This is a genomic window from Yersinia artesiana, from assembly GCF_902726545.1.
In the GTDB taxonomy this organism is placed as follows: domain Bacteria; phylum Pseudomonadota; class Gammaproteobacteria; order Enterobacterales; family Enterobacteriaceae; genus Yersinia; species Yersinia artesiana.
Genome location: NZ_CACVAD010000009.1, coordinates 29,229 through 54,026, shown reverse-complemented (window position 1 = coordinate 54,026; position 24,798 = coordinate 29,229). Strand labels below are relative to the sequence as shown.

Here is a 24,798-nt window from a genome sequence, read left to right as displayed (position 1 = left end):
TTTTGGATATGAAATGCTGTTATTGATCGATAATTACGATTCGTTTACCTACAACCTGTACCAGTATTTTTGCGAGCTGGGTGCAGAGGTGGTGGTTAAACGTAATGATGAAGTACAACTAGCTGATATTGAAAAACTATCACCTGCTCATTTGGTGATTTCCCCCGGTCCTTGTACCCCCAATGAGGCCGGGATCTCCCTGGATGCTATTCGTCATTTTGCCGGTAAATTACCCATACTGGGCGTATGTCTGGGTCATCAGGCACTAGGGCAGGCTTTTGGCGCGCGTATCGTGCGGGCGCGACAAGTGATGCACGGTAAAACGACAGCAATTCACCACCGTGGACAGGGTGTTTTCCGTGGGCTTAATCAGCCGCTAACGGTTACTCGTTATCACTCTTTAGTGATTGCCGCCGATTCACTGCCTGATTGTTTTGAACTAACCGCATGGACAGAACAAGACGGAGTGATGGATGAGATTATGGGTATCCGCCATCGCACCTTGCCACTGGAAGGTGTGCAGTTTCATCCGGAGAGTATTCTTAGCGAGCAAGGCCATCAGTTATTAGATAATTTCCTTAAAAATTAATCTGTTGAGATCTACTTTGCCAATTGGTTGATTTTTCGTTTGCCTGATTGTGGTTTTTTATGCATATTTTGTGATTATATTTTCACATGTCAGAAATTGGCAGCTCAATGGTTTATTAGGGTGGACAGCGTAATGGCAGATAAATTAGCAGTAACTCGCAGTACATTCGATCAGGTTATTTTGCCTGTTTATGCACCAGCGCAGTTTATCCCGGTAAAAGGGAAAGGAAGCCGCGTGTGGGATCAACAAGGTACGGAATACATTGATTTTGCAGGTGGAATTGCGGTTACTGCATTGGGTCATTGCCATCCGGCGCTGGTGGCGGCATTGCATCAGCAAGGTGAAATGCTATGGCATACCAGTAATGTATTCACCAATGAGCCAGCGTTGCGTTTGGCTCAGAAACTGATTGCGGCGACGTTCGCCGATCGGGTATTTTTTGCCAACTCCGGCGGTGAGGCGAATGAGGCGGCGTTTAAGTTAGCTCGCCATTACGCCATTGAGCGCCATAGCCCTTATAAAACTAAAATCATTGCATTCCATAATGCATTCCATGGCCGCACCCTGTTTACTGTATCCGTTGGCGGGCAGCCAAAGTATTCCGATGGGTTTGGCCCGAAACCGGCGGATATTATCCATGTGCCATTTAATGACTTGGCGGCAGTAAAAGCCGTCATGGACGACCACACTTGTGCAGTGGTGCTGGAGCCTATTCAGGGTGAAGGTGGGATTACTGCTGCCACGCCGGAGTTTCTACAAGGGGTGCGTGCGCTTTGTGACCAACATAAAGCGCTGTTGGTATTTGATGAAGTGCAAAGCGGTATGGGGCGCAGCGGTAAGCTGTTTACCTATATGCATTATGGTGTGAAGCCAGATATCCTCACGACAGCTAAAGCTCTGGGGGGCGGGTTCCCTGTCAGCGCGATGTTGACCACAGAAGAAATTGCATCGGTGATGGCGGTAGGTACGCATGGCACCACCTATGGTGGTAATCCACTGGCCTGTGCGGTGGCTGAAGCCGCGTTGGATGTCATTAATACCCCTGAGGTACTTAATGGTATTGAACAGCGCCACGGCCTATTTGTGCAAGCTCTGCAAGAGATCAATAACAAGTATCATGTGTTCAGTGATATCCGCGGCATGGGGTTATTGATTGGCGCTGAATTAGCACCGCAATATCATGGTCGTGCGCGAGAGTTCCTGATCGCCGCGGCAGCTAATGGCTTGATGATCCTCAATGCCGGGCCTGATGTCTTGCGCTTAGCGCCTTCACTGGTGATTGAGCAAGAAGATATTCAGCAAGGTATGGCGCGTTTGGAACATGCCATTGCCAGCCTGGTAAAAGGTTAACTCTGCATTATGAAGAGGCTTTTTGGCCTCTCAGACTGCTGACAACCCCCAACGACTCGATCTTGCAAGGTGAGGACAGGTAGAAGAGTAAAGCGTCCGCGCCAGGGACGGCGCGGCTCGAGCCCCCAGGGATGGGTTTACGGCGTCTTTACGATCTGCTTGTTTTCACCGCTACGGGCACTTTGTCATTAACCTCAGAGGCTTTTTGGCCTCTTCATTTTTACGCCTTGCTGTGCAATTTTTGCCTGCGCCAAATACCGTGGTGCGGCTGTTGTTGCCATGCCAGAGATGAAACGGTGTGCATTACGCTGAGATGTGACAAGATGCGCCGTAAATTGCGTTCCGATTCAGATATTTGTGTATCAGGATCGATATCTGGCATTTGCACAAAATCGTTATTTCCCTCACTGTTATCGGCTTCCAGCCGTTGCTGACATTGCTGAATAGCCATCTCACAGAGCTGTAAATAATCTTCCGCCAACTTAACAGTTAGCTGAATGTGGCGTTTATCTGATTCTGGCGGTGATTCTTCCAATGGATAAGCGCGAGTCAGGATAGTCATCTCATTGATATGCCCAACAATAAGTTCGCTATGGGTGGCCCATAGGCGCATGTCTGCCAAATATTTTGAGTTAAATCCGGGTTCCTGCATGGCCTGATTCAGTGAGCTCAGGACAGCATTGCTGGCTTTGTTCACCTGAATGCGTTCATAGGAGAGTTGTGTGATATCAGGTTTAGGTTTCAGTAGGATGCGCAGGATTTTCTGATAATTCTCCAGTGCTTGATGCGCATTTTTACGCAACAAACCACTTTGCCACTGTGGCCATAACCACAATGCGCTGGCGAAGGCCAATGCACAGCCGATTAAGGTATCCAGCAATCGTGGAACCAAAAAGTCGGCACCTTCTCCGGTTAATAATTGCAAGATATACACTGTAGTGATGGTTCTAAAAATGACTGACAAGCCATAGTTTTTGCGCTGAACCAGATAGGCTATCAATGTGATGAGCAACATGATGCTCAGCGTCGTCCCTTCCGACATTTGAAAATGCAGCAGGGCCGCTGCGAGTAACAGCCCAATCAGAGTGCCGAGGGCGCGGTGGTGAATCCGAATTTTAGTGGCGTTATAGCCGTTTTGCGTCACCAACATGATGGTGAGTAAAATCCAATAAGGCTTAGGCAGATGGATCAGGCTACCAATATAACTGCCCGCAGCCAGCGTTACGCCCATGCGCCCGGCATCACGTAATGCGCTGGATTTAAATGATAAATAGCCGACAAGCGCTGGCCAGAATGGTTGAGATAGTTGGCTGGACATCAAATCGCGCTCATATTGCGGGCGCTGGTCGCTCAGGATCTGGGTAATGTGGCTGATATGGTAATAGCAGAATTGTGCCACCGGATTATCTGGATGTTGCCGGGCAACCTCTTCCAGTTCGACCAGTGCATCACCGGCACTGAAATGAGTCTTCGCGCGGTGGTGATAGAGAATATTATCGGCGATAGTGCGCATTTGTGTTGAGATAATCTGCACATTGCGCTCAAGAATGGCTTCTATAGAACTTTGCTCTATCAGCTCTTGCGCCTTTTCTGACTGATTCATCGCCGCAGTGATATGTTCCTGCAAATCAAGCGCCATCTGAAAGAGTATCAGTAGCCGCTTTTGCTCTTTTTTGGTGGCATTGGGTAGTAAATTAAACTGTTGATAAAGCTGATTAATTTTATCCATAATGCCTTGCTGCCTATCAAGCAGGGCTGGCATCATCTTTTCCGCTTTCTGGCGCTGACCAAGCAAAGAGTAGGCGGCATCGCAATAATCGGCTAACAGATGATAAAGCTGGCTCAGTGGCTCACGGATGGGCTGGTCTTTACATAACCGAAACCATAGCCAGGTAAATACCCCGTACCAGAGCGTCCCCACGGCACACATCAATGGCGCTTGCCAAATCGGCGCACGGTCTACCATGCTGAGACTGAAAATCGCGGCGATTAACGCAGCCGGAAGCAACCGGCCATTGAGCTGGCTGATGGCACCACTTACCCCCAATGTTAATGCGAGACCAAGCATCACCACCGGCAATGGGATATCCCACAGCAGCAGTTGTTGAGTCAGAAAGCTACTGAAGGTAAAGAGCGTCCCGCCGACAATCAGCCGTCGGAAGAAATGTTGGTGGGGAGTATCGAGCGAAGCAATATTACAACAGGCTGGTATCAGGGAGAACATCAACCCCAGCCGCAATTCACCAAGGGCAAACCCCAATGCCGCCGGTAAGCAGAGAACCAGTGTTTGGCGGAGCGCATAATTAACTTCAGGATGATAAATAAGCCGTTGCCATTTCATGTAGGCCCCAGAAATTTATTAATTGCACAACATAATACCCAAAATAATTCGAGTTGCAGGAAGGCGGCAATTGAGTTAACCCCCAAGAGCTTACATAAGTAAGTGACTGGGGTGACAAATCTGCCCGGAGCAGATTTGAACGCTGTTTGCAGCGACCTCGCAGAGGCGAGGCCCATGGACGGGCCGAGTAACGAAAGCAGCCAACACACATGCAGCTTGAAGTATAACGGGTATAGATGAAGAAAACCGGTGCCGAGGTAGCAGCACCGGTTTATAGGGAATTAACGGGTGCCGTAAACGACAATCGTTTTACCGTGTGCGGAGATCAGATTTTGATCTTCCAGCATTTTTAGTATCCGCCCCACAGTTTCGCGGGAGCAACCAACTATTTGACCAATTTCCTGGCGGGTAATCTTTATCTGCATCCCATCTGGGTGGGTCATGGCATCAGGTTGTTTTGCCAGATTAAGCAGCGTTTGTGCAATGCGCCCAGTTACATCAAGGAAAGCAAGGTTACCCACTTTCTCCGATGTTATCTGTAAGCGACTCGCCATTTGTGAAGACAGGCGCATCAAGATATCTGGATTGACCTGAATTAACTGGCGGAATTTTTTGTAAGAAATTTCAGCCACTTCACAGGCAGTTTTTGCTCTGACCCAGGCACTACGTTCTTGGCCTTCTTCAAATAATCCAAGCTCGCCGATGAAATCTCCCTGGTTTAGATAGGAGAGAATCATCTCTTTACCTTCTTCATCTTTGATAAGCACCGCAACGGAGCCTTTCACGATGTAGTAAAGCGTTTCGGCCTTTTCACCTTGGTGAATTAGCGTACTCTTCGATGGATATTTGTGGATATGGCAATGAGACAGGAACCATTCGAGAGTCGGGTCTGTTTGTGGCTTGCCGAGAACCATTCGCTGTTATCCTCTGTTGTTATCGCTGCCTAACTTAACAGGGCTCAGAGTTCCCTGTACGGCGTGCTTATAAAATACACTTTCTCTTAGCATATTAATTTGCTCAACTGCCGAAAGGTATAGCCAAGATACGTACCGGATAGAAACCCTTCACTGAGTATTGAGAAGCTACCCTATTTAATTCTTAAAACAATACTTTCGGTTCTGTTTGTAGCACAGGATGAGGCTAGTGTCTTGTGTTGTATCGCTTCAGCATGATGAACATCGGGTTACATTGCCAGTTTGTAAATGAAAGGGTAGTCTGAATCGGAAAATTTAACCGGGAGCAAGAGTTATGCAGGCACGTGTAAAGTGGGTTGAAGGGCTAACATTTTTGGGTGAGTCCGCTTCAGGTCATCAAGTTTTAATGGATGGGAATGCGGGAGACAAAGCCCCAAGTCCGATGGAAATGTTGTTAATGTCGGCCGGTGGCTGTAGTGCAATTGATGTCGTTTCTATCTTACAGAAAGGGCGTAACGATGTGCGCGATTGCGAAGTGACGTTAACCTCGCAGCGTCGGGAAGAAGCACCGCGCCTGTTTACGCAAATTAACCTGCATTTTATTGTCACTGGCAAAGGCCTGACGGATAAAATCGTTGAGCGTGCGGTTGAGCTTTCGGCTGAGAAGTATTGCTCGGTTTCCCTGATGCTGGGGAAAGCCGCGACGATTACCCACAGTTTTGAAATCCGCGAAATTGCCTAATTAAACCCTTCGTATTTGAAGCTGCAGGGTTGTTAGCTGCACTCGCTCACCCGAATCACTTACTTATGTAAGCTCATCGGGATGAGTTCGCTTGCCGCCTACCTGCAGCCCCAACTACTTTGGGTTGGAATAGCGTCAAATTATTTTTTCTTTCCAGCAATTGCTTTACTGCGGCTTCAAGGACGAAGGATATTAACCTATTTTTTTACCTTCCAGTAGTTGCTGCACCAATGGTGCCATAATCAGCTCCATTGCCAGCCCCATCTTCCCGCCGGGTACGACTAATGTATTGATATTGGAAATAAATGACCCTTGCAACATTGCGAGCAAATAAGGGAAATCGATTTGATCCAAACCTCTGAAGTGAATGACAACAAAACTTTCATCCAGTGACGGAATGGCTTTGGCAGCAAATGGATTAGAGGTATCAACCGTCGGTACGCGTTGGAAGTTAATATGGGTGCGTGAGAACTGTGGCGTAATGTAGTTAATGTAGTCGTCCATGGATCGCACCACGGAATCCATTACCGCTTCACGGGAATGACCGCGCTCACCGGTATCACGGACTAATTTCTGAATCCACTCCAGGTTGACTATCGGTACCACGCCGACCAGCAAGTCGACATGTTTTGCCACATCATGATGCTCGGTCACGACACCGCCGTGCAGCCCTTCATAAAACAGCACATCGGTGGGTTCTGGTAGCGCCTCCCAAGGGGTGAATGTACCGGGGATCTGGTTATAGGGCACGGCTTCATCATAGGTATGAAGATACTTGCGTGAGCGGCCGGTTCCGTGCTCGCCGTATTGCGACACACTTTCTTCCAACTGACCAAAATCATTGGCCTCTGGGCCAAAATAGCTGATATGTCGGCCTTGATCCCGCGCTTTACGGATGACGGTATCCATTTCAGGGCGGGTATAGCGATGGAAGCTGTCACCTTCAATTTGCGCTGCGCGAATATTCAATTGCTGAAAAATTTTGCGAAACGCCAGACTGGTGGTGGTTGTCCCTGCGCCACTTGAGCCGGTGACGGCTATAACCGGATGTTTAATTGACATATTAGCTGTAACTCCATGGGGTTAGATCCTCAGTGGGTGGGCTTAAACGGTCTATTTTTTCTTGTTAATGGTTATTTTTAGGGCAAAATTCCCGGCTTGTCACCCTGATTTTATTTAGAGGATAGGGTGACAACGCATGGGTTATGGTAGCTCTTCCGCTCCGGCACGAAAGGCGCCGCGTGGCATGATATTGATGGTTTCGTGTAACTCTGACCAAACTAATACGGCCTCACCACTGACTAATTGACGGCGCACGTCTTCGACTTTCTGTGCCAATGACCGCTCATGTTCGCCGTAATCTGTGCCTTCACGTAGCACAAAGGCTTCCAGCAGATTATCCAGCGTTTCGCTGTCGATTTGCTGCCAGGGGATCATCATAACTGTTGCTCCAAATAGGGGGAAAGCCAGGCTGGAATACGTTGTTCCAACCACATTTGTGGATGTTTTAACGAGCCGCTGACAAAACCGACGTGGCCGCCATGCTCAGTGAGCTGATAAGCAATATTGTCTGGTAACTCGTGTAGATTCGGGATGACCTCGGCCGTCATAAATGGGTCATCTTTGGCATGAATGATAAGTAGTGGAGTCGTGATTTGCGGCAATAACGGTAACGCGCTGCAACGTCGATAATAATCCAGCGCATCATTGAATCCATGTATTTTAGCTGTTATGACATCATCGAATTCTTTGATTCGCCGCAGTCCTTTCAATTGAAGCAGATCCAACGGCAGGCTTCCGGGGTAATGCAGCAATTTGCGGGTGGCATTTAACTTCAACTGGTTCAGTAAATAGCGCTGATAAACGCGCGAGAAGCCTTGTTCCATACGATTGGCGCAGGGTTCAAGCATCAGTGGCGCAGAAACCACCACGGCTGCCTCTAACAGGCTATCTTGCCCTTGCTCAGCTAAATAAAACGCCAGCATATTGCCCCCCAAAGAGACGCCAACAGCAGCGGTAGGAACCTGACCATAGCTTTCCCGCAACCAACGCAGAAAGAAGCGTGCATCTTCTGTTTCACCGGAGTGATAAATGCGTGACTTACGATTGGGTTCGCCACTGCATCCACGAAAATGCATCACTACCCCCAGCCACCCTTTGTCCTGCCAGGCGCGCAGTAAACCATGGGCATAAGGGCTGTAAAAATTCCCTTCCAGCCCGTGGAATAGCACTATTCTGGGTTTATCCCGTGCCAGCTCGGGGTTTTCACTCCAGGCCAGATCGACAAAATCCCCATCGGGTAACTCCAGCCGTTGCCAAAAAGGTTGCAACTGAACGCGCCGCCTGACCAGTCGTGGCAGCAACGTTTGCAGATGTGGGTTGCTGGCACCGGCCAGCGGACGAAATATTTCATGCATATGATGAATGGAAATCATGTTGTTGCTCTTGTGTGATCAATAGCACACTGTTAGCTTCATGGGTATATCGCGCATCATTTTGGGTGAGAGGCACCCGTTTCATGGAACTGAGTTTATTTCTTTCAATGTTAGGTTTTCTCTGGGTTGCCGCTATCACCCCCGGTCCAAACAATATGTTATTAACCACAGCCGGAGCCAATTTCGGCTTTATACGGTCTATCTGGTTGATGTTAGGCATTATGTTAGGCATGCAAAGCATGCTGTTATTGGTGGCTTTTGGTGTCGGTGGCCTGATTCTGATCTACCCCTCCCTGCACTTAATTCTGAAAATTCTGGGTAGTCTTTATCTGCTATGGCTGGCATGGAAAATTGCCACTTCGGCCTATGAAAAATTAGAAACCAATGTTGCTCCACCAAAGCCGCTACGTTTGTATCAGGGATGGTTATTGCAGTTCCTTAACCCAAAAGCCTGGCTTATGGGATTAGGGTCAGTTGCCAGCTTCAGCATGGCGGGTGCGGCCTATAATCATTCCATCTTAATGATCAGTTTTGGCATGTTTATGGTGAATCTGGCGTCCGGCATTATTTGGCTTGGTTTTGGAACGTTGATCGGCCGTTTGTTACGCAGTCGCCGCGCATGGTTCACCTTTAATATCTCGATGGGCTTGCTGACGGCGGCCTGTGTGCTGCTTATTTGGCATTGATCATACTCGTCATACTTTAAGCTGCATGTGCGTTGGCTGCTTCCGTTACTCGGCCCGTCCATGGGCCTCGCCTCTGCGAGGCCGCTGCAAGTAGCGTTCAAATCTGCTCCGGGCAGATTTGTCACCCGGATCACTTACTGATTTTGACCTTAAAATAAGTAAGCTCATCGGGGTTTGCTCAATTGCCGCCTTCCTACAACTCGAATTATTTAGAGTATAAACGGCGGGGTTAATTAATGGCTTATAACTATTTTCATGTGGATGCGTTTATCGGCACTGGGTTATCCGGTAATCCTGCCGGAGTGTATTTGCTGAAAAAACCGCTGTCGGCAGCGCAGATGCAGAGTATTGCCGCGGAAATCAATTTACCGGAAACCAGTTTTGTCTGGGATGAAGGGGATAAATCGGCAATTCGTTGGTTTACGCCAGAACGCGAAGTGGATTTATGCGGTCACGGCACCCTGGCGGCGGCACATGTGATGTTCAACGTGGTTAACCCCGGTTTGCACGATATCTGTTTTCGTAGCGCCAGCGGTGACTTACATGTTAAGCGCGATGTGGATAACTTTAGCCGACTATCACTGGATTTCCCTGCATTGCCCCCAGAGAGAATTGCGATTGCGGCTGAATTGAAAGCCCTGCTTGGCATCGATATTCAGCAGGTATGGCAGGCCAAATCCCTGTTGGTGGTGCTGGAAAATGAGCAACAGGTTTGTCAGTTACAGCCGGATCTGGTGGCGCTGATTGCTTATACCGGCCGAGGGGTGATTGTGACCGCACCGGGTGATGAGGTCGATTTTGTTTCGCGCTACTTTACCCTGAGCAGCAATGAAGATCCGGTGACTGGCTCGGCCCATTGCACATTAATGCCATATTGGGTAGCGCGATTAGGTAAAGCATCGTTGCATGCCCGCCAGATATCCGCGCGCGGTGGCGAGTTATTCTGCACGTTAGCGGGTGATCGCACTTTTATTTCGGGCGCATCCCGCATTTTCCTCAAAGGCGAAATTACATTTTAGTTAACTGTTTGTTACAGATAAGAATTCTACTGTGAGTTAATTTGTTATCGCTTAAAGGAATAAAAGATAATTTTTTATTCCTTTAGTGGCGTTACTCCTTCAGGTATCACTGTTATTTCACGCAACAAAAGCGAATGACACAGTTAACCGAGCGGAGTATACCCATGGCGATAACCTTTTCTTCTGTGAGTGGCATCTGGCGATCTGGTGGGGCGCTGTTGGCTCTGTCATTGGTGGCGACCAGCGCACAGGCTGTTGATGTCACTGTAGCCTACCAAACCTCTGCGGAGCCGGCCAAGGTTGCCCAGGCGGATAACAGCTTTGCCAGGCTTTCCGGTGCCAAGGTGGATTGGCGCAAATTTGACAGCGGCTCCAGTGTCGTCAGGGCGCTTGCTTCGGGTGATGTGCAGATTGGCAATATCGGCTCCAGCCCACTGGCTGTTGCAGCCAGCCAGAATGTCCCGATTGAGGTTTTCTTGTTGGCCTCGCAACTGGGCAGCTCTGAAGCATTAGTGGTCAAAAAAGAGATCAAAACTCCGCAAGATTTAATTGGTAAACGTATTGCCGTGCCGTTTATCTCCACCACCCATTACAGCCTTCTAGCCGCTCTGAAGCATTGGGGTATCAAGCCGGATCAGGTCACTATTCTGAACTTACAACCACCCGCTATCGCTGCCGCCTGGCAGCGCGGTGATATTGATGGCGCATATGTTTGGGCTCCTGCCGTCAACGAATTAGCCAAAACCGGTACTGTCCTGACTGACTCCGCGCAAGTGGGGCAATGGGGCGCACCAACCCTGGATGTTTGGGTGGTACGCAAAGATTTCGCTCAGGCCCATCCTGAAGTGGTGACCGCCTTTGCCCGCAGTGCATTGGCTGCTCAGGGGGCTTATTTAGCGCAACCGGATCAATGGCTTAAAAACCCAGAACATCTGAGTCAGCTTTCGCGCTTAAGCGGTGTTCCGCCAGAGCAAGTGCCAGAGCTGGTGAAAGGCAATACCTATCTGCCGGTGGCTGAGCAGATAACTCAATTGGGTCAACCGGTTGATCTGGCTATTCGTGATACCGCTGCATTCCTCAAACAGCAAGGTAAAATCCCGCAGGTTGCCAGTGACTACCGTGATTTCGTCACTGACCGTTTTGTCAAAGAGATTCAGGCTACGCCGTAGCTCCAGGAGCCATCATGTTAAATGTCAGTGGCCTGTGGGCTGAGTATCAGGGCAAACCTGCCTTACAAGATGTGTCATTACAAATCGCATCTGGACAGTTGGTCGTGGTATTGGGGCCATCAGGCTGCGGCAAAACCACATTGTTAAATTTGATTGCCGGGTTTATGGAGCCTTCAGCTGGCAGCATCACTCTGGATGATATTCCGGTTCATGGCCCCAGTGCCGAACGAGGAGTGGTGTTCCAGCATGAGGGTTTATTGCCGTGGCGCGATGTGGTCAGCAATGTTGAGTTTGGCTTGCAACTGGCTGGATTGAGCAAGCAACAGCGGCGAACAATCGCACTGAAAATGCTTAATCGGGTCGGGTTAGGCGGTTTTGAACATCACTACATTTGGCAGCTTTCCGGCGGGATGCGCCAGCGAGTGGGGATTGCCCGAGCGCTGGCGGTGGATCCGCGCTTATTACTGCTTGATGAGCCGTTCGGTGCGCTCGATGCTTTTACCCGTGAACAGATGCAAGAGCTGTTGCTGACTATCTGGCACGATACCGGCAAACAAATTCTATTGATTACCCACGATATCGAAGAAGCGGTATTTCTGGCCAGCGAACTGCTATTGCTGTCGCCGGGGCCGGGGCAGGTGGTCGAGCGATTAGCGCTAAACTTTGGTCAGCGCTATGCCGATGGCGAAGCTTGCCGCAGCATTAAGTCTGATCCTGAATTTATCGCCCGCCGCGAATACGTGCTGGGTAAAGTCTTCCAACAGCGGGAGGTTCTGATATGAGCCTGCACAGTACATTGCGCGACGCCAGTTTACCCCCGCAAAGCACCTCGTTACCTGCGCCTGATGCCGCTCGCCCTGCGGTCAAAAAGATAAGCCGCCGCTTACCGGCCAGCAACGGCTTGTGGCTCAGCATCGCTACATTGGTGAGTGTGGTGGCGTTGTGGTGGATAGTGACTGCGCTTGGGCTTATCAGCCCGTTATTTTTACCCGCGCCGCAACAGGTTCTGCATCAGTTATTGGTGATTGCCAGCCCACAGGGCTTTATGGATGCCACGTTATGGCAACATTTGGCCGCCAGTTTGGGGCGTATTTTAATTGCACTGTTAGCCGCTGTAGCGCTCGGTGTTCCCACCGGTATTGCTATGGGGCTGAGCAGCACAGTACGTGGCGTGCTGGATCCGCTTATTGAGATATATCGCCCGGTGCCACCGCTGGCCTATCTGCCGCTGATGGTGATTTGGTTTGGTATTGGCGAGACGTCAAAAATCTTGCTGATTTATCTGGCGATATTCGCGCCGATCACCCTGGCCGCCGTGGCTGGCGTGCGCAGTGTGGCACAGGTACGAGTGAGAGCGGCACGCGCATTGGGTGCCAGCCGCTGGCAGGTTTTATGGTTTGTTGTTTTGCCCAGCGCATTACCGGAGATTTTAACCGGTATTCGCATTGGGCTGGGTGTTGGTTGGTCAACATTAGTGGCGGCTGAGTTAATCGCCGCGACGCGTGGATTGGGCTTTATGGTGCAATCGGCTGGAGAGTTTCTCGCCACCGACGTGGTGATTGCGGGCATCAGCGTGATTGCCATTATTGCTTTTGGTATGGAATTAAGTTTGCGGGCGCTTCAGCGCCGGTTAACGCCTTGGTATGGAGCACAGCAATGAATGAACGTTTGGTAGTGACGCCGTTGGGGCCGCACATTGGCGCTCTGATTGAGAATGTTAATATCGCCCGCCCATTGGGAGACAGCCAGTTTGAGCAGCTTTATCATGCTTTGCTCAAGCATCAGGTTCTGTTTTTCCGTAATCAGCCGATTACCCCGTTACAGCAACGCGATTTAGCCGGGCGCTTTGGCGATTTACATATTCATCCGGTTTATCCTCACGCGAAAGAGTGTGAAGAGATTATTGTTTTAGATACGCACGATAATAATCCGCCAGATAATGATAATTGGCACACTGACGTCACTTTTATCGAGAATCCCCCTTTGGGCGCGATTCTGGCGGCCAAGCAATTACCAACAACTGGCGGTGATACGTTATGGAGCAGCGGGATTGCCGCTTATGAAGCTCTTTCAGCACCTTTTAAACAGCTATTGGCAGGGTTACGGGCGGAGCACGATTTCACCCATTCTTTCCCCGAGCACAAGCACCGTGCAACACCAGAAGACCATCAGCGCTGGTTGCTGGCAAAAGAGAAGAATCCGCCATTGCTCCATCCGGTGGTGCGTACTCATCCGGTGAGTGGGCGTCAGGCATTATTTGTTAATGAAGGATTCACCACGAGAATTGTGGATCTGAGTGAGAAAGAGAGTGATGCGCTACTGCGTTTTCTGTTTGCACATGCTACCAAGCCGGAGTTTCAGGTACGCTGGCGCTGGCAGCAGGATGACGTGGCTATCTGGGATAACCGCGTCACCCAACACTATGCCAATGCGGACTACCTACCGCAGCGGCGGATTATGCACAGAGCGACGATTCTTGGGGATAAACCGGTGTTTCGGCCTTAGCCGGTTTGAGTGCTGAATTTGGCGGTTGATGCGACAGCAACGAGCGGGCTGCGGTTTCGACGGCATCAACAGTGATGTCTTCAACTTGTGGCCCCGCATGCAATAAAACATGCCGCACCAATGGATACCAGCGCAAGCACTTTTCGGGCCGTGATTCAAATAGCGCGACCACCGGTATCTGCAATGCCGAGCTGATATGAACCGGCGAACTATCGGCTGAAATAACCACATCCAGCAGACTTATGGTGGCCACAAACTCATCAACACCTGGTGTGAATAAGCAACGGCCCTGAAACGCGGCCAACTGCTCTTCACTCGGTGGGTCTGTTGGATCATACAAAACGATAATATCGGCCTGATCACTCAGCTTTTGCGCCAATTGTTGCCACTTATCCACACTCCAGCGGCGTTGTGGCGCTTTGTTGGAAATGAACAAGCCAACTCGTGGCCGCTTCTTCTCACCCAATTCTGCTTGCCATTTCGCCTGCAATTGTGGATCTGGATAGATGTGCAGCTTCAATGTTTCAGTATCAACTGGCCCTAATTCTGGCACCAGCGCGAAACCTGAGAGAGCCTCGTGACGTATTGGCCGGTTGGCAACATGGTCAGGATTGCGATCGTCGAACTCGCTTTCAGCAGTATGCCAACGGCAATCCGTAACACCGAGTAGTCTGGCGAATTGAATGCTGTTTTTGTTCATACCGCCGTTAGGAATAATCAGTAAATCAAAGCCTAAGCGCCTTAAGCGTCGGATCAGCGCCAGACGATGTAAAAGTGCAGCCAGCTTGCCAGAACGTTGGTTCCTTTCGCATTGTTTGCTGTAAACATAGGTGTGAACCGCAGTGATATCAGGGTTGCGAGCCAATACCGCCTGATTGTATTTATTCGCTAATACATGAATTTCTGCGGCTGGCCAACGTTGCTTTAGTGCATGCAATAACGCCGTGGTACAAACCATATCGCCAAGGAAATCTATTCGGATCACCAAAATGCGCTGCATTTACACTTATTCCTACAGAAAATTTTATTGTCTATTAGACAGTAAAATCCTATAAGCATTCGCTGAAGTAAATGTAAATTTACTATCTGTTTAAGCAATTTAGACTTTTGTTGCGCGAAACGTGCTATTCGCGCTAAATAATTTTATGACAAGCGGGTTACCCCGCTTCAAATAGCTTGGTGAGATTCTCCAACTGCTCTTGTGCATCCAGCCACTGCATTTCAGTCTCTTCCAGCTTGGATTTTACTTGTGTTTGCTGTTGCAGGCACTGAGTTAAGTCCGCCTTGCGGGAAATATCGTAGAGAGCTGAATCTGCCAGTTGTTCTTCGATGGTCGCGAGTTCTGTGCCCAGTTTATCCATTTGCTTTTCCAGCGTCATAATTTGCTTACGCAACGGCTGGGTTTGGTTGCGGAACTCCGCATCACGGCGCTTTTGGTCTTTGCGTTGCTGTGCACTGTTGCCGGATAACTCTTTGGCTGGATTATCCTGCTGGCTTTGCTGGCGCTGAAAATCCACCAAAAACTGCTGATAATCTTCCAAATCACCGTCGAACTGCTCTACCTTGCCATCATGCACCAGATAAAGATCATCGGTGGTGGAGCGCAGTAAATGACGATCATGGGAAACCACTACCAGTGCGCCTTCGAAATCAATCAATGCTTCGGTCAGAGCCTGACGCATATCAAGATCCAGATGGTTGGTCGGTTCATCCAGCAGCAAGAGGTTAGGGCGCTGCCAGATGATCAGAGCCAACACCAGACGCGCTTTTTCACCACCGGAAAAACGGGCGGTTGGGTCGGTAACCTGATCGCCCTGAAAACCGTAACCACCCAGATAATCACGTAGCTGTTGCTCCGGCTCTTTGGGGGCCAGTCGGCTCATATGTTGTAGTGGAGATTCATCTGCTCGTAAGAATTCAAGCTGATGCTGGGCGAAGTAACCCAGTTTAATTCCTTTGGACAGACCGATTTCACCACTTTGTGGTTCCAATGTTCCGGCCAGCAGCTTGATCAGAGTGGATTTACCCGCTCCGTTGCGGCCTAACAAACCAATGCGTGAGCCAGGCACCAGATTGAGCTTAATAGACTCTAAAATCGTGCGATCACCATAACCAGCACTGACTTTATCCATGCGTAACAGTGGGTCAGGCAAGCTCTCTGGCGTGCGGAAACTGAAATGAAACGGGTTATCCACATGGGCCGGAGCAATCAGTTCCATCCGTTCCAGCATTTTTATGCGGCTTTGGGCCTGTTTGGCTTTGGTTGCCTGGGCACGGAAGCGGTCAATGTAACTTTGCAGATGCGCAACTTTCTCTTGTTGATGCTGATACATTGATTGTTGCTGTGACAGTTTGGTGGCGCGCTGACGTTCAAAGGATGAATAGTTACCTGTATATTCATTCAGCGTCAGCTGTTCAATATGTAGAATTTTATCAATAATAGGATCAAGGAAATCGCGGTCATGGGAAATCAGCACCAGTGTGCCGGAGTAGCTTTTCAGCCATTTTTCCAGCCAGATCACCGCGTCCAAATCCAGGTGGTTGGTCGGTTCATCAAGCAGCAGTAAATCAGAGCGGCATACCAGCGCCTGAGCCAGATTAAGGCGCATCCGCCAGCCGCCGGAAAATGAACGCACTGGCTGCTGCAATTGTTCTTGAGAAAATCCTAACCCGTGTAGCAAACTGGCAGCACGGGATTGAATAGTCCAGGCATGGATGGCATCGAGCTTGCCGTGCACGGTGGCGATGGCATGACCATCATTTTTTTCATTGGCGGCCTGAAGTTCGGCCTCCAATTGGCGATATTCGCGGTCACCGTCGATAACATACTCTATCGCCGGCACATCCAGTGCAGGGGTTTCCTGGTTGACCCAAGCCAGCGCCCAGTTACTGGGAAAAGTAGCATTGCCGCCATCGGCGCTCAGTTCGCCTTTGAGCAACGCCAGCAGCGTGGATTTACCACAACCGTTTTTACCGACCAGCCCGACCTTTTGCCCAGGGTTAATCGTTGCTGTTGCATTATCCAGCAAGACGCGAGTACCACGTCGAATTTGTAGCGAGGAAAAAACAATCATAGAGTGCCGTATGTTTAGAGTATGTTAAATTATTATCCCCATGGTTCTTGCCGTTACCTATTGGCAACACCAATGACTGTGGGGACAAATCTTAGTCTTTTTTGGTCTTTGCGAAGCATGGTAACGGAAAAACCGGACCCTGACGACGCTTTGGAGGGGAATGATGTCGCAGCTACCAAAGGTTTTGCTGTTGTATGCCCATCCGGAATCACAAGACTCGGTGGCGAATCGGGTTTTACTGCAACCGGTGCAGCAATTAGAACATGTCACTGTGCACGACCTGTATGCACATTATCCGGATTTCTTTATTGATATTCACCATGAGCAGCAGTTGCTACGTGAACATCAAATTATCGTCTTTCAGCACCCTCTCTATACCTACAGTTGCCCGGCTTTACTAAAAGAATGGTTGGATCGCGTGCTGGCGCGTGGCTTTGCCAATGGGGTGGGAGGTCATGCCCTGACCGGTAAATACTGGCGTTCGGTGATTACCACGGGTGAACCTGAAGGCGCTTATCGGGCGGGAGGGTATAACCGCTATCCGATGGAAGATATTCTGCGACCTTTTGAATTGACGGCAGCTATGTGTCATATGCATTGGATGAACCCAATGATCATCTATTGGGCGCGGCGACAAAAGCCGGAAGTTCTGGCCAGCCATGCACAAGCTTATGCGCAGTGGTTGCAGTCACCGCTAGCGACAGGAGGGCACTGAATATGGAAGGCTCGGCGCTACTGACCGCGATTTTATTATTTCTATTTGCCGCTGTGGTGGCGGTTCCTATTGCGCAGCGCCTGGGGATCGGTGCGGTATTGGGTTACCTGATAGCCGGTATCGCCATTGGCCCATGGGGGTTGGGGTTTATTCGTGATGTTGACGAAATCCTTCACTTCTCCGAGTTAGGTGTTGTTTTCCTGATGTTTATCATTGGCTTGGAATTGAATCCAGCCAAGCTTTGGCAGTTGCGGCGCTCTATTTTTGGTGTCGGTGCAGGTCAGGTGGTAATAACCGCTACAGCTTTGGGGGCATTGCTCTATGTCACCCAATTTTCCTGGCAAGCCGCAGTGATTGGTGGTGTCGGTTTGGCCATGTCGTCAACGGCAATGGCATTACAGCTGATGCGCGAAAAAGGGATGAACCGCAATGAAGGCGGTCAGCTCGGTTTTTCGGTTTTACTGTTCCAGGATATGGCGGTTATCCCGGCTTTGGCACTGATTCCCATTTTGGCTGGCGGCGGTGGCGCGGCTAATGATTGGGTCAAGATTGGCATTAAAGTTGCGGCTTTTGCCGGTATGTTGATTGGTGGCCGATATCTGCTGCGTCCGTTGTTTCGCTACATTGTGGCCTCAGGCGTGCGCGAGGTTTTCACCGCTGCAGCCTTACTAGTGGTGTTAGGTTCGGCACTGTTTATGGATGCCTTGGGCTTGTCTATGGCGTTAGGGACATTTATCGCGGGTATCTTATTGGCGGAAAGTGAATTCCAGCATGAACTGGAAATCGCTATCGAACCCTTTAAGGGCTTGCTGCTCGGGCTATTTTTCATCTCAGTCGGGATGGCCTTGAACCTTGGTGTTCTGTTTACTCATCTGCTCGATGTTCTGTTAGGGGTTCTGGCGCTGGTCTTTATCAAAGGCACGGTGCTGTATGGCCTGGCGCGGACATTTGGTTTGCGCCGTTCGGTACGCCTGCAATTTGCCGGGGTGCTGAGTCAGGGCGGTGAATTCGCTTTCGTCTTATTCTCTGCGGCATTCTCTCAACACGTTTTAAATGCCGAACAACTGGCGTTGCTGCTGGTGGTGGTCACACTGTCGATGATGACCACGCCGCTTCTGATGCAGGGGATCGACCGTATTTTGGTGCGTCGTTACAACGCACAAGAAGAGAGTGACGAGAAACCCTTTGTTGAAGACAATGATCCACAGGTGATTATTGTGGGCTTTGGGCGCTTTGGTCAGGTGATTGGCCGCTTGCTGATGGCGAACAAAATGCGCATTACCGTGTTGGAACGCGATGTCAGTGCGGTCAGTGTGATGCGCAAATACGGCTATAAAGTTTACTATGGTGATGCCACTGAGCTGGAACTGTTGCGCGCAGCCGGTGCTGAAAAAGCCAAAGCTATCGTAATCACCTGTAATGAGCCGGAAGACACTATGACGCTAGTGCATTTGTGCCAGCAGCATTTCCCGAATCTGCACATTCTGGCCCGTGCCAGAGGGCGTGTTGAAGCCCATGAATTGCTGCAAAATGGTGTCAAAGACTTTACGCGCGAAACCTTCTCCAGTGCGCTGGAACTGGGGCGTAAAACATTGCTGGGATTAGGCATGCATCCCCATCAGGCCTATCGGGCGCAGCAACATTTTCGGCGGCTCGATATGCGCATGTTGCGTGAACTGGTGCCGCAGCATCATGGCGATGTGGCGCAAATTTCCAGAGTTAAAGAAGCCCGCCGTGAACTGGAAGATATTTTCCAACGAGAAATGCTGCATGAAAGTCGGCAGTTAGATGGCTGGGATGAATACGAATAATGCCGGAGAAAACGATGACAAACGCTCTTAATAAAACAAAAACTCGTAAAAGATTCATTGCTGGTGCTGTTTGTCCGCAGTGTAAGGCATTGGATACACTGGCTTTGTGGCGTGAAGATCAGGTTGAAGTGGTGGAGTGTGTTAAGTGCGGTCACCATCAGCGCCAAACGGATGAACAGGTTAAGAAACACGTCCGGCCGCATGAACAAGTGATCGGTATTTTCCATCCGGAGTAGCGTTATCCTTCGCGATTTTTTATGCTGATGAGTACAGCGGTGCAGATTTCCGCTACAATCTGTGCCAATTTTTGTTCCAAGGGTAGGAGATATCATGAAAGTAGCAAAAGACTTGGTGGTCAGCCTGGCTTACCAGGTACGTACAGAAGACGGTGTTTTAGTTGATGAGTCTCCGGTGAGCGCGCCGTTGGACTACCTGCACGGACACGGTTCCCTGATCGCTGGTTTGGAAAAAGCGCTCGAAGGCCACGAAGCTGGCGACAGCTTTGATGTGCGTGTGAATGCTGACGAAGGTTACGGCAGCTATGATGAAAATCTGGTGCAGCGCGTACCCAAAGACGTCTTTATGGGCGTTGATGAGTTGGAAGTTGGCATGCGTTTCCTGGCTGATACTGATCAAGGCCCAGTGCCGGTCGAAATCACTGCTGTTGAAGACGAGCACGTTGTGGTTGATGGTAACCACATGCTGGCGGGTCAGGATTTGAACTTCCACGTTGAAGTGGTTGCTATCCGTGAAGCAACAGAAGAAGAGCTGCAACATGGTCACGTACATGGTGAGCATGATCATCACCATGAACACGGTGACGGTTGCTGCGGCGGCCACGGCCATGATGAAAGTGACCACGGTCATGAACATGGCAAAGGTGGTTGTGGTAAAGGCGGCTGTGGCTGCCACTAAAATCTGACCTGTTACTAAAATATGGTCAGTCAAAAGCCAGCCTTACGGCTGGCTTTTTGCTTAATAGTGTGGTGGTGGCGGCTCTTCTGCTGGCGAGGCCATCATGGAAGACTGAGATTCTCGTAGTTTATCGGTCAATAAACGTAGATGCTCCCGCAGTTTGGTCATTTCCATCTGATGCTCCGTCACGATCAAATTGAGTTCCTCAATTGTCACTTCCTGAAATGCCAGACGGCTTTCCAGCATTTCCAGCCGTTGTTCAAACAGGGATTGTTCCATCTTAATTTCCTCTCATGACTGCAAACCATACCCTTTGGCTACTTCCCATCCGGTGATAATATGGAAAAAGGTAGGGAGGGTTGATTCTACCTGTAAAACTCCATGATTGCCCGCAAGGGTCAAGATATCGATAAAACGAAACTTCTTGTAGTAAAAAAAGTCTTAATATCACTTAATAGCATCAGCATAGAGATTGTTTTGTGTTCGCACAGACAGTTATAGTACAAGTTACTCTTATAATCGTTGCTTGGGGTAAGTGTCCTTAAGCCAATGGAGAAATGGATGAAATCACTGTTTAAAGTAACGCTACTGGCTACCACCATGGCGCTGACCCTGAATACCTCTGCGGCTTTCGCGGCTGAAACAACGAAAGCCGCAGAAACAGCTAAAGCTGCTGATGCGGCTGCAACGACAAATAGCGCTTTTAAGAATGATAACCAGCAATCTGCTTATGCATTGGGTGCATCATTAGGGCGTTATATGGATAACTCCCTGAAAGAGCAAGAAAAACTCGGTATTGACCTGGATAAAGACCAGTTGATCGCCGGTGTGCAGGACGCTTTTGCCAGCAAAAGCAAACTGACCGACAAAGAAATCGAAGAAACCTTACAACGTTTTGAAACGCGCGTAAAAGCCTCTGCTCAAGCCAAAATGGAGCAGGATGCTAAAGAAAACGCCGATAAAGGTGCTAAATATCGCGAAGATTTCGCTAAAGGAAAAGATGTAAAGAAAACGGCATCTGGCCTGCTGTACAAAGTAGAGAAAGCCGGTACTGGTGATGCGCCAAAAGACAGTGATACCGTGGTAGTTAACTACAAAGGGACACTGACCGATGGTACTGAGTTTGATAACTCCTACACCCGCGGTGAGCCACTGTCTTTCCGTCTTGATGGCGTTATCCCAGGCTGGACCGAAGGCCTGAAGCAAATCAAGAAAGGCGGCAAGATCACTCTGGTTATCCCACCAGAGCTGGCTTACGGCAAAACTGGCGTCCCAGGCATCCCTGCTAACTCTACTCTGGTATTTGAGGTAGAGCTGTTGGATGTGAAAGCGGCACCTAAAGCTGATGCCCCAGAAGAACAGCCAGCTGCTGCGGATGCAAAAGCTAAGAAGTAATTTAGCTCATTCGTGTCGTAGCTGAGTACTGGTTATACTGATGACCGCCGCGATAATTGTCGCGGCGGTTTTTTTTTGTGGTGTATCAATTCGCACTTTTGCTCGTTGATAACTTGACGATTTATGGCTTGTGGGCTTAACGTCAATAGCACGCGCGAACGCAAGGATTTTATCTCAGCATATTTGCTAGACTTAAAATTCAGGATATTGAGTTATGAGTCTGCCAACGGTATTGAGACAGGCTTTACGTAGAGGATGGTGTCTTCGATGTCTAATTCGCTTCTCAGTAGCGAAACCAGTGAACTGGATTTACTGGATGAACGTCCGTTCAGTCAGACGGACCATGAAATACTCAAATCATACGAAGCTATCGTTGATGGCTTGGCGATGCTTATTGGCAGCCACTGTGAAATTGTCCTGCATTCACTGGAAGACCTGAAAAGCTCTGCGGTAAGAATTGCGAATGGTGAACACACAGGCCGGCAGATTGGTTCTCCTATAACAGACCTTGCGCTGCGGATGCTGCATGATATGGCCGGTGCCGACAGCAGTGTTTCAAGAGCTTATTTCACGCGCGCCAAAAGTGGTGTGTTGATGAAATCAGTTACTATTGCAATCCGCAACCGCGATCAGCGTGTTATTGGGCTGTTATGTATAAACATGAATCTGGATGTGCCGTTCTCGCAAATCATTCAGACGTTTATGCCGCCGGAAACACAAGAAGTCCCTTCCTCCGTCAACTTTGCCTCATCGGTTGATGACCTGGTGGCACAGACACTGGAGTTCACCATTGAGGAAGTGAATGCTGATCGCAATGTGTCAAACAATGCGAAAAACCGCCAGGTTGTGCTCAATCTTTACGAAAAAGGGATTTTTGATATCAAAGATGCCATCAATCAGGTTGCTGAACGACTAAATATCTCTAAACACACGGTTTATCTCTACATTCGCCAGTTCAAAAGCGGTGATCTTGTGGGGCACGAGCGTTAATGTCGGGTTTGAAATACTGCCTGATGGTCACGGGGCCAGCCTATGGCACCCAGCAGGCTAGCAGTGCCTATCAGTTTGCGTTGGCTCTGATAAGTTCAGGACATAAATTGGATAGTGTTTTCTTCTATCGCGAAGGCGTTTTGAATGCTAACCAATTAACCGCTCCTGCCAGTGATGAATTTGATCTGGTACGTGCATGGCAAAAATTGGCGAGCGAGCATGCTGTCATATTGAATGTGTGTGTGGCGGCGGCATTGCGCCGTGGCGTTGCTGACCAAAATGAAGCCGAGCAACTCAATTTGGCGGCAGCAAATCTGCAACCCGGTTTTACCTTGAGTGGGCTAGGAGCATTGGCAGAAGCGGCATTAACCTGTGACCGTATGGTGCAATTTTAATGGCAATGAAACGTGTTGCTTTTGTTTTCACTCAAGGCCCGCATGGCCATTCAGCAGGGCGCGAGGGGTTGGATGCTGTGCTGGCGACTTCTGCGTTGAGTGAGAATATCGGTATGTTCTTCATCTCAGACGGTGTTTTGCAACTATTACCTCAGCAACAACCAGAAAGAATTCTCGCCAGAAACTATATTGCTACTTTCGGTGTCCTACCGCTGTACGATGTTGAGAATTTTTATATTTGTGAAGCCTCATTGCGGCAACGCGGGTTGAGTGAAGTGACCGATTGGATACTTGATGTCGAGGTATTATCTCCGGTAAATTTACGCAGCCAATTGGCAAATTATGATGTTGTGCTGACTTTTTAATGAGATTTGGGTAACCATAATGCTGTTTACCGTCTGTCGTTCCCCTTATCACTGCGATTTATCTGCATTGCTGAGATTGGTCACATCTGAAGATGCGATTCTATTTCTGCAAGATGGTGTGATAGCGGTTTTGAAAAACAGTGAAAGTCTTAACTTATTGTTAAATAACCCAGCTTCGCTATTTGTATTGGAAGATGATGTTATTGCTCGCGGTTTATGTGGTCAAATTTCAGACAGCGCGATGCTAATCGGCTATACTCACTTCGTGGATTTGACCCTAAAACATCAGCAACAACTGGCATGGTAATGCAGTCAATGCTGTATATTTCTTGACACCTTAGATAGTCAGCCATAAAATTCTGCGTCCTCGTTCTCTGCCAGTAGTGCAAACGAGGGGGATTTATCACGTGTTTACGAAGCAAAAAACCAGGAGCTTTTTTAATAATGGCAACGATTAACCAGCTGGTTCGCAAGCCACGCAGCATGAAGGTTGCTAAAAGCAACGTTCCTGCGCTGGAAGCATGCCCGCAGAAACGTGGTGTATGTACCCGCGTATATACAACCACCCCGAAAAAACCTAACTCCGCACTGCGTAAAGTTTGCCGTGTGCGTTTAACTAACGGTTTTGAAGTCACCTCCTACATCGGTGGTGAAGGTCATAACCTTCAGGAACACTCCGTGATCCTGATCCGTGGCGGTCGTGTTAAAGACTTGCCAGGTGTGCGTTACCACACCGTTCGCGGCGCGCTTGACTGCTCAGGTGTTAAAGACCGTAAGCAATCACGTTCTAAGTACGGCGTGAAGAAGCCAAAGGCTTAATGGTTCTCCGTTAAGTAAGGCCAAACATTTTCACATTAATGTCAAAATAAACTCTTAGAGTTTTGGACAACCCTGAATTAACAACGGAGTATTTCCATGCCACGTCGTCGTGTAATTGGCCAGCGTAAAATTTTACCAGATCCTAAGTTCGGATCTGAATTGCTGGCTAAATTTGTAAATATCCTGATGGTAGATGGTAAAAAATCTACTGCAGAAGCAATCGTCTATACCGCGCTGGAGACCCTGGCTCAGCGTTCAGGTAAAGATTTTCTGGAAGCTTTCGAAGTAGCTCTGGACAACGTGCGCCCGACTGTCGAAGTTAAGTCTCGCCGCGTTGGTGGTTCTACTTATCAGGTACCAGTTGAAGTTCGTCCGGTTCGTCGTAATGCCTTGGCAATGCGTTGGATCGTTGATGCTGCTCGTAAACGCGGTGATAAATCCATGGCTTTGCGCTTGGCGAATGAACTGTCTGACGCAGCAGAGAACAAAGGTTCTGCTGTTAAGAAACGTGAAGACGTTCACCGTATGGCCGAAGCTAACAAGGCGTTCGCGCACTACCGCTGGTAATT

28 protein-coding genes are annotated in these 24,798 nt (G+C 49.2%); 20 read left to right on the top strand and 8 right to left on the bottom strand.

Annotated elements, in window-relative coordinates; genetic code table 11:
- The first annotated feature begins 13 nt into the window (after nt 1-13).
- On the top strand, nt 14-589 hold the full coding sequence (locus HU019_RS04730; protein ID WP_174847937.1) for an aminodeoxychorismate synthase component II: 576 nt from the start codon (nt 14-16) through the stop codon (nt 587-589).
- Between the two features lie 132 nt (nt 590-721).
- On the top strand, nt 722-1,939 hold the full coding sequence (gene argD / locus HU019_RS04725) for a bifunctional acetylornithine/succinyldiaminopimelate transaminase (RefSeq protein ID WP_174847936.1): 1,218 nt from the start codon (nt 722-724) through the stop codon (nt 1,937-1,939).
- A 220-nt stretch (nt 1,940-2,159) separates the two neighbouring features.
- On the opposite strand, the gene HU019_RS04720 is transcribed toward argD, so the two are convergent.
- Together HU019_RS04720 and crp are read right to left on the bottom strand one after the other, a co-directional pair.
- On the bottom strand, nt 2,160-4,280 hold the full coding sequence (locus HU019_RS04720) for a YccS/YhfK family putative transporter (protein WP_174847935.1): 2,121 nt from the start codon (nt 4,278-4,280) through the stop codon (nt 2,160-2,162).
- Nucleotides 4,281-4,561: 281 nt separating this feature from the next.
- Nucleotides 4,562-5,194 carry a cAMP-activated global transcriptional regulator CRP gene (gene crp, locus HU019_RS04715; protein WP_005186183.1) on the bottom strand — a complete coding sequence of 211 codons (633 nt, stop codon included), beginning with the start codon at nt 5,192-5,194 and terminating at the stop codon, nt 4,562-4,564.
- Nucleotides 5,195-5,528: 334 nt separating this feature from the next.
- Here crp and HU019_RS04710 point away from each other — a divergent pair, with 334 nt between their 5' ends.
- Complete coding sequence (locus tag HU019_RS04710; RefSeq protein ID WP_077295721.1) at nt 5,529-5,936, top strand: OsmC family protein; 408 nt, start codon at nt 5,529-5,531, stop codon at nt 5,934-5,936.
- A gap of 192 nt (nt 5,937-6,128) precedes the next feature.
- On the opposite strand, the gene HU019_RS04705 is transcribed toward HU019_RS04710, so the two are convergent.
- The 3 genes from HU019_RS04705 to HU019_RS04695 all read right to left on the bottom strand — a co-directional run bounded on the left by HU019_RS04705 (nt 6,129) and on the right by HU019_RS04695 (nt 8,353).
- A complete protein-coding gene (locus HU019_RS04705) occupies nt 6,129-6,998 on the bottom strand; it encodes a phosphoribulokinase (RefSeq protein ID WP_005159760.1) in 870 nt (289 codons plus the stop codon).
- Nucleotides 6,999-7,139: 141 nt separating this feature from the next.
- A complete protein-coding gene (locus HU019_RS04700; protein WP_174847934.1) occupies nt 7,140-7,376 on the bottom strand; it encodes a YheU family protein in 237 nt (78 codons plus the stop codon).
- Nucleotides 7,373-8,353: a hydrolase gene (locus HU019_RS04695; protein ID WP_174847967.1), complete on the bottom strand. Its 981-nt coding sequence runs from the start codon at nt 8,351-8,353 to the stop codon at nt 7,373-7,375. The genes HU019_RS04700 and HU019_RS04695 overlap by 4 nt, the downstream gene beginning before the upstream one ends.
- Before the next feature lie 101 nt (nt 8,354-8,454).
- Between HU019_RS04695 and HU019_RS04690 the strand changes: the two genes are divergently transcribed.
- From HU019_RS04690 to tauD, 6 genes are all read left to right on the top strand, one after another.
- The gene (locus HU019_RS04690; protein ID WP_174847933.1) at nt 8,455-9,057 is read left to right on the top strand and encodes a LysE family translocator; all 603 of its coding nucleotides are present in this window, start codon (nt 8,455-8,457) and stop codon (nt 9,055-9,057) included.
- A 236-nt stretch (nt 9,058-9,293) separates the two neighbouring features.
- Nucleotides 9,294-10,076 carry a PhzF family phenazine biosynthesis protein gene (locus tag HU019_RS04685; protein ID WP_174847932.1) on the top strand — a complete coding sequence of 261 codons (783 nt, stop codon included), beginning with the start codon at nt 9,294-9,296 and terminating at the stop codon, nt 10,074-10,076.
- A 164-nt stretch (nt 10,077-10,240) separates the two neighbouring features.
- A complete protein-coding gene (tauA, locus tag HU019_RS04680; RefSeq protein WP_174847931.1) occupies nt 10,241-11,245 on the top strand; it encodes a taurine ABC transporter substrate-binding protein in 1,005 nt (334 codons plus the stop codon).
- A gap of 14 nt (nt 11,246-11,259) precedes the next feature.
- On the top strand, nt 11,260-12,027 hold the full coding sequence (tauB, locus tag HU019_RS04675; protein WP_174847930.1) for a taurine ABC transporter ATP-binding subunit: 768 nt from the start codon (nt 11,260-11,262) through the stop codon (nt 12,025-12,027).
- Nucleotides 12,024-12,905, top strand: a complete 882-nt coding sequence (gene tauC, locus HU019_RS04670; protein ID WP_174847929.1) for a taurine ABC transporter permease TauC — start codon at nt 12,024-12,026, stop codon at nt 12,903-12,905. The genes tauB and tauC overlap by 4 nt, the downstream gene beginning before the upstream one ends.
- Nucleotides 12,902-13,750: a taurine dioxygenase gene (gene tauD, locus HU019_RS04665; RefSeq protein WP_077174973.1), complete on the top strand. Its 849-nt coding sequence runs from the start codon at nt 12,902-12,904 to the stop codon at nt 13,748-13,750. Before tauC ends, tauD begins: the two co-directional genes overlap by 4 nt.
- Here tauD and HU019_RS04660 read toward each other — a convergent pair.
- Both HU019_RS04660 and HU019_RS04655 read right to left on the bottom strand, forming a co-directional pair.
- Nucleotides 13,701-14,750, bottom strand: coding sequence for a glycosyltransferase family 9 protein (locus HU019_RS04660; RefSeq protein ID WP_174847928.1), 1,050 nt, complete (start codon nt 14,748-14,750; stop codon nt 13,701-13,703). The two genes, tauD and HU019_RS04660, sit on opposite strands and share 50 nt — an antisense overlap.
- Before the next feature lie 157 nt (nt 14,751-14,907).
- The gene (locus tag HU019_RS04655; RefSeq protein ID WP_174847927.1) at nt 14,908-16,824 is read right to left on the bottom strand and encodes an ABC transporter ATP-binding protein; all 1,917 of its coding nucleotides are present in this window, start codon (nt 16,822-16,824) and stop codon (nt 14,908-14,910) included.
- Nucleotides 16,825-16,987: 163 nt separating this feature from the next.
- On the opposite strand from HU019_RS04655, the gene kefG reads away from it, so the two are divergent.
- From kefG to slyD, 4 genes are all read left to right on the top strand, one after another.
- The gene (kefG, locus tag HU019_RS04650) at nt 16,988-17,539 is read left to right on the top strand and encodes a glutathione-regulated potassium-efflux system ancillary protein KefG (protein WP_174847966.1); all 552 of its coding nucleotides are present in this window, start codon (nt 16,988-16,990) and stop codon (nt 17,537-17,539) included.
- 2 nt (nt 17,540-17,541) lie between these two features.
- The gene (gene kefB / locus HU019_RS04645) at nt 17,542-19,350 is read left to right on the top strand and encodes a glutathione-regulated potassium-efflux system protein KefB (protein ID WP_174847926.1); all 1,809 of its coding nucleotides are present in this window, start codon (nt 17,542-17,544) and stop codon (nt 19,348-19,350) included.
- Between the two features lie 14 nt (nt 19,351-19,364).
- A complete protein-coding gene (locus HU019_RS04640) occupies nt 19,365-19,586 on the top strand; it encodes a YheV family putative zinc ribbon protein (RefSeq protein WP_050076803.1) in 222 nt (73 codons plus the stop codon).
- A gap of 94 nt (nt 19,587-19,680) precedes the next feature.
- On the top strand, nt 19,681-20,265 hold the full coding sequence (gene slyD / locus HU019_RS04635; RefSeq protein ID WP_004391442.1) for a peptidylprolyl isomerase: 585 nt from the start codon (nt 19,681-19,683) through the stop codon (nt 20,263-20,265).
- Between the two features lie 60 nt (nt 20,266-20,325).
- On the opposite strand, the gene HU019_RS04630 is transcribed toward slyD, so the two are convergent.
- Nucleotides 20,326-20,544 carry a SlyX family protein gene (locus HU019_RS04630; protein ID WP_005159809.1) on the bottom strand — a complete coding sequence of 73 codons (219 nt, stop codon included), beginning with the start codon at nt 20,542-20,544 and terminating at the stop codon, nt 20,326-20,328.
- Between the two features lie 282 nt (nt 20,545-20,826).
- On the opposite strand from HU019_RS04630, the gene fkpA reads away from it, so the two are divergent.
- The 7 genes from fkpA (at nt 20,827) to rpsG (ending at nt 24,796) form a co-directional block, all read left to right on the top strand.
- On the top strand, nt 20,827-21,660 hold the full coding sequence (gene fkpA, locus HU019_RS04625; RefSeq protein ID WP_174847925.1) for an FKBP-type peptidyl-prolyl cis-trans isomerase: 834 nt from the start codon (nt 20,827-20,829) through the stop codon (nt 21,658-21,660).
- 267 nt (nt 21,661-21,927) lie between these two features.
- Complete coding sequence (locus HU019_RS04620; RefSeq protein WP_019084070.1) at nt 21,928-22,650, top strand: helix-turn-helix transcriptional regulator; 723 nt, start codon at nt 21,928-21,930, stop codon at nt 22,648-22,650.
- Nucleotides 22,650-23,045, top strand: a complete 396-nt coding sequence (gene tusD, locus HU019_RS04615) for a sulfurtransferase complex subunit TusD (RefSeq protein WP_174847924.1) — start codon at nt 22,650-22,652, stop codon at nt 23,043-23,045. Before HU019_RS04620 ends, tusD begins: the two co-directional genes overlap by 1 nt.
- The gene (gene tusC, locus HU019_RS04610) at nt 23,045-23,410 is read left to right on the top strand and encodes a sulfurtransferase complex subunit TusC (RefSeq protein ID WP_174847923.1); all 366 of its coding nucleotides are present in this window, start codon (nt 23,045-23,047) and stop codon (nt 23,408-23,410) included. Before tusD ends, tusC begins: the two co-directional genes overlap by 1 nt.
- 19 nt (nt 23,411-23,429) lie before the next feature.
- Nucleotides 23,430-23,717: a sulfurtransferase complex subunit TusB gene (gene tusB, locus HU019_RS04605; RefSeq protein ID WP_174847922.1), complete on the top strand. Its 288-nt coding sequence runs from the start codon at nt 23,430-23,432 to the stop codon at nt 23,715-23,717.
- Between the two features lie 137 nt (nt 23,718-23,854).
- Nucleotides 23,855-24,229, top strand: coding sequence for a 30S ribosomal protein S12 (gene rpsL / locus HU019_RS04600; protein ID WP_002212323.1), 375 nt, complete (start codon nt 23,855-23,857; stop codon nt 24,227-24,229).
- 96 nt (nt 24,230-24,325) lie between these two features.
- Entirely contained in the window at nt 24,326-24,796 is a 471-nt protein-coding gene (rpsG, locus tag HU019_RS04595) for a 30S ribosomal protein S7 (RefSeq protein WP_002212324.1), read from the top strand.
- The last annotated feature ends 2 nt before the right edge of the window (nt 24,797-24,798 follow it).

Excerpts from the sequence above, each read along its gene's own strand:
- tauD (WP_077174973.1), top strand. The coding sequence starts at position 12,902 with ATGAATGAACGTTTGGTAGTGACGCCGTTGGGGCCGCACATTGGCGCT.
- kefG (WP_174847966.1), top strand. The coding sequence starts at position 16,988 with ATGTCGCAGCTACCAAAGGTTTTGCTGTTGTATGCCCATCCGGAATCA.
- HU019_RS04700 (WP_174847934.1), bottom strand. The coding sequence starts at position 7,376 with ATGATGATCCCCTGGCAGCAAATCGACAGCGAAACGCTGGATAATCTG.
- tauB (WP_174847930.1), top strand. The coding sequence starts at position 11,260 with ATGTTAAATGTCAGTGGCCTGTGGGCTGAGTATCAGGGCAAACCTGCC.
- HU019_RS04730 (WP_174847937.1), top strand. The coding sequence starts at position 14 with ATGCTGTTATTGATCGATAATTACGATTCGTTTACCTACAACCTGTAC.
- crp (WP_005186183.1), bottom strand. The coding sequence starts at position 5,194 with ATGGTTCTCGGCAAGCCACAAACAGACCCGACTCTCGAATGGTTCCTG.
- slyD (WP_004391442.1), top strand. The coding sequence starts at position 19,681 with ATGAAAGTAGCAAAAGACTTGGTGGTCAGCCTGGCTTACCAGGTACGT.
- tusD (WP_174847924.1), top strand. The coding sequence starts at position 22,650 with ATGTCGGGTTTGAAATACTGCCTGATGGTCACGGGGCCAGCCTATGGC.
- HU019_RS04705 (WP_005159760.1), bottom strand. The coding sequence starts at position 6,998 with ATGTCAATTAAACATCCGGTTATAGCCGTCACCGGCTCAAGTGGCGCA.
- HU019_RS04655 (WP_174847927.1), bottom strand. The coding sequence starts at position 16,824 with ATGATTGTTTTTTCCTCGCTACAAATTCGACGTGGTACTCGCGTCTTG.
- HU019_RS04640 (WP_050076803.1), top strand. The coding sequence starts at position 19,365 with ATGACAAACGCTCTTAATAAAACAAAAACTCGTAAAAGATTCATTGCT.
- tusC (WP_174847923.1), top strand. The coding sequence starts at position 23,045 with ATGGCAATGAAACGTGTTGCTTTTGTTTTCACTCAAGGCCCGCATGGC.
- tusB (WP_174847922.1), top strand. The coding sequence starts at position 23,430 with ATGCTGTTTACCGTCTGTCGTTCCCCTTATCACTGCGATTTATCTGCA.
- HU019_RS04695 (WP_174847967.1), bottom strand. The coding sequence starts at position 8,353 with ATGCATGAAATATTTCGTCCGCTGGCCGGTGCCAGCAACCCACATCTG.
- argD (WP_174847936.1), top strand. The coding sequence starts at position 722 with ATGGCAGATAAATTAGCAGTAACTCGCAGTACATTCGATCAGGTTATT.
- rpsG (WP_002212324.1), top strand. The coding sequence starts at position 24,326 with ATGCCACGTCGTCGTGTAATTGGCCAGCGTAAAATTTTACCAGATCCT.
- HU019_RS04710 (WP_077295721.1), top strand. The coding sequence starts at position 5,529 with ATGCAGGCACGTGTAAAGTGGGTTGAAGGGCTAACATTTTTGGGTGAG.
- kefB (WP_174847926.1), top strand. The coding sequence starts at position 17,542 with ATGGAAGGCTCGGCGCTACTGACCGCGATTTTATTATTTCTATTTGCC.
- HU019_RS04690 (WP_174847933.1), top strand. The coding sequence starts at position 8,455 with ATGGAACTGAGTTTATTTCTTTCAATGTTAGGTTTTCTCTGGGTTGCC.
- fkpA (WP_174847925.1), top strand. The coding sequence starts at position 20,827 with ATGAAATCACTGTTTAAAGTAACGCTACTGGCTACCACCATGGCGCTG.
- tauC (WP_174847929.1), top strand. The coding sequence starts at position 12,024 with ATGAGCCTGCACAGTACATTGCGCGACGCCAGTTTACCCCCGCAAAGC.
- HU019_RS04620 (WP_019084070.1), top strand. The coding sequence starts at position 21,928 with ATGTCTAATTCGCTTCTCAGTAGCGAAACCAGTGAACTGGATTTACTG.
- HU019_RS04660 (WP_174847928.1), bottom strand. The coding sequence starts at position 14,750 with ATGCAGCGCATTTTGGTGATCCGAATAGATTTCCTTGGCGATATGGTT.
- HU019_RS04630 (WP_005159809.1), bottom strand. The coding sequence starts at position 20,544 with ATGGAACAATCCCTGTTTGAACAACGGCTGGAAATGCTGGAAAGCCGT.
- HU019_RS04720 (WP_174847935.1), bottom strand. The coding sequence starts at position 4,280 with ATGAAATGGCAACGGCTTATTTATCATCCTGAAGTTAATTATGCGCTC.
- rpsL (WP_002212323.1), top strand. The coding sequence starts at position 23,855 with ATGGCAACGATTAACCAGCTGGTTCGCAAGCCACGCAGCATGAAGGTT.
- HU019_RS04685 (WP_174847932.1), top strand. The coding sequence starts at position 9,294 with ATGGCTTATAACTATTTTCATGTGGATGCGTTTATCGGCACTGGGTTA.
- tauA (WP_174847931.1), top strand. The coding sequence starts at position 10,241 with ATGGCGATAACCTTTTCTTCTGTGAGTGGCATCTGGCGATCTGGTGGG.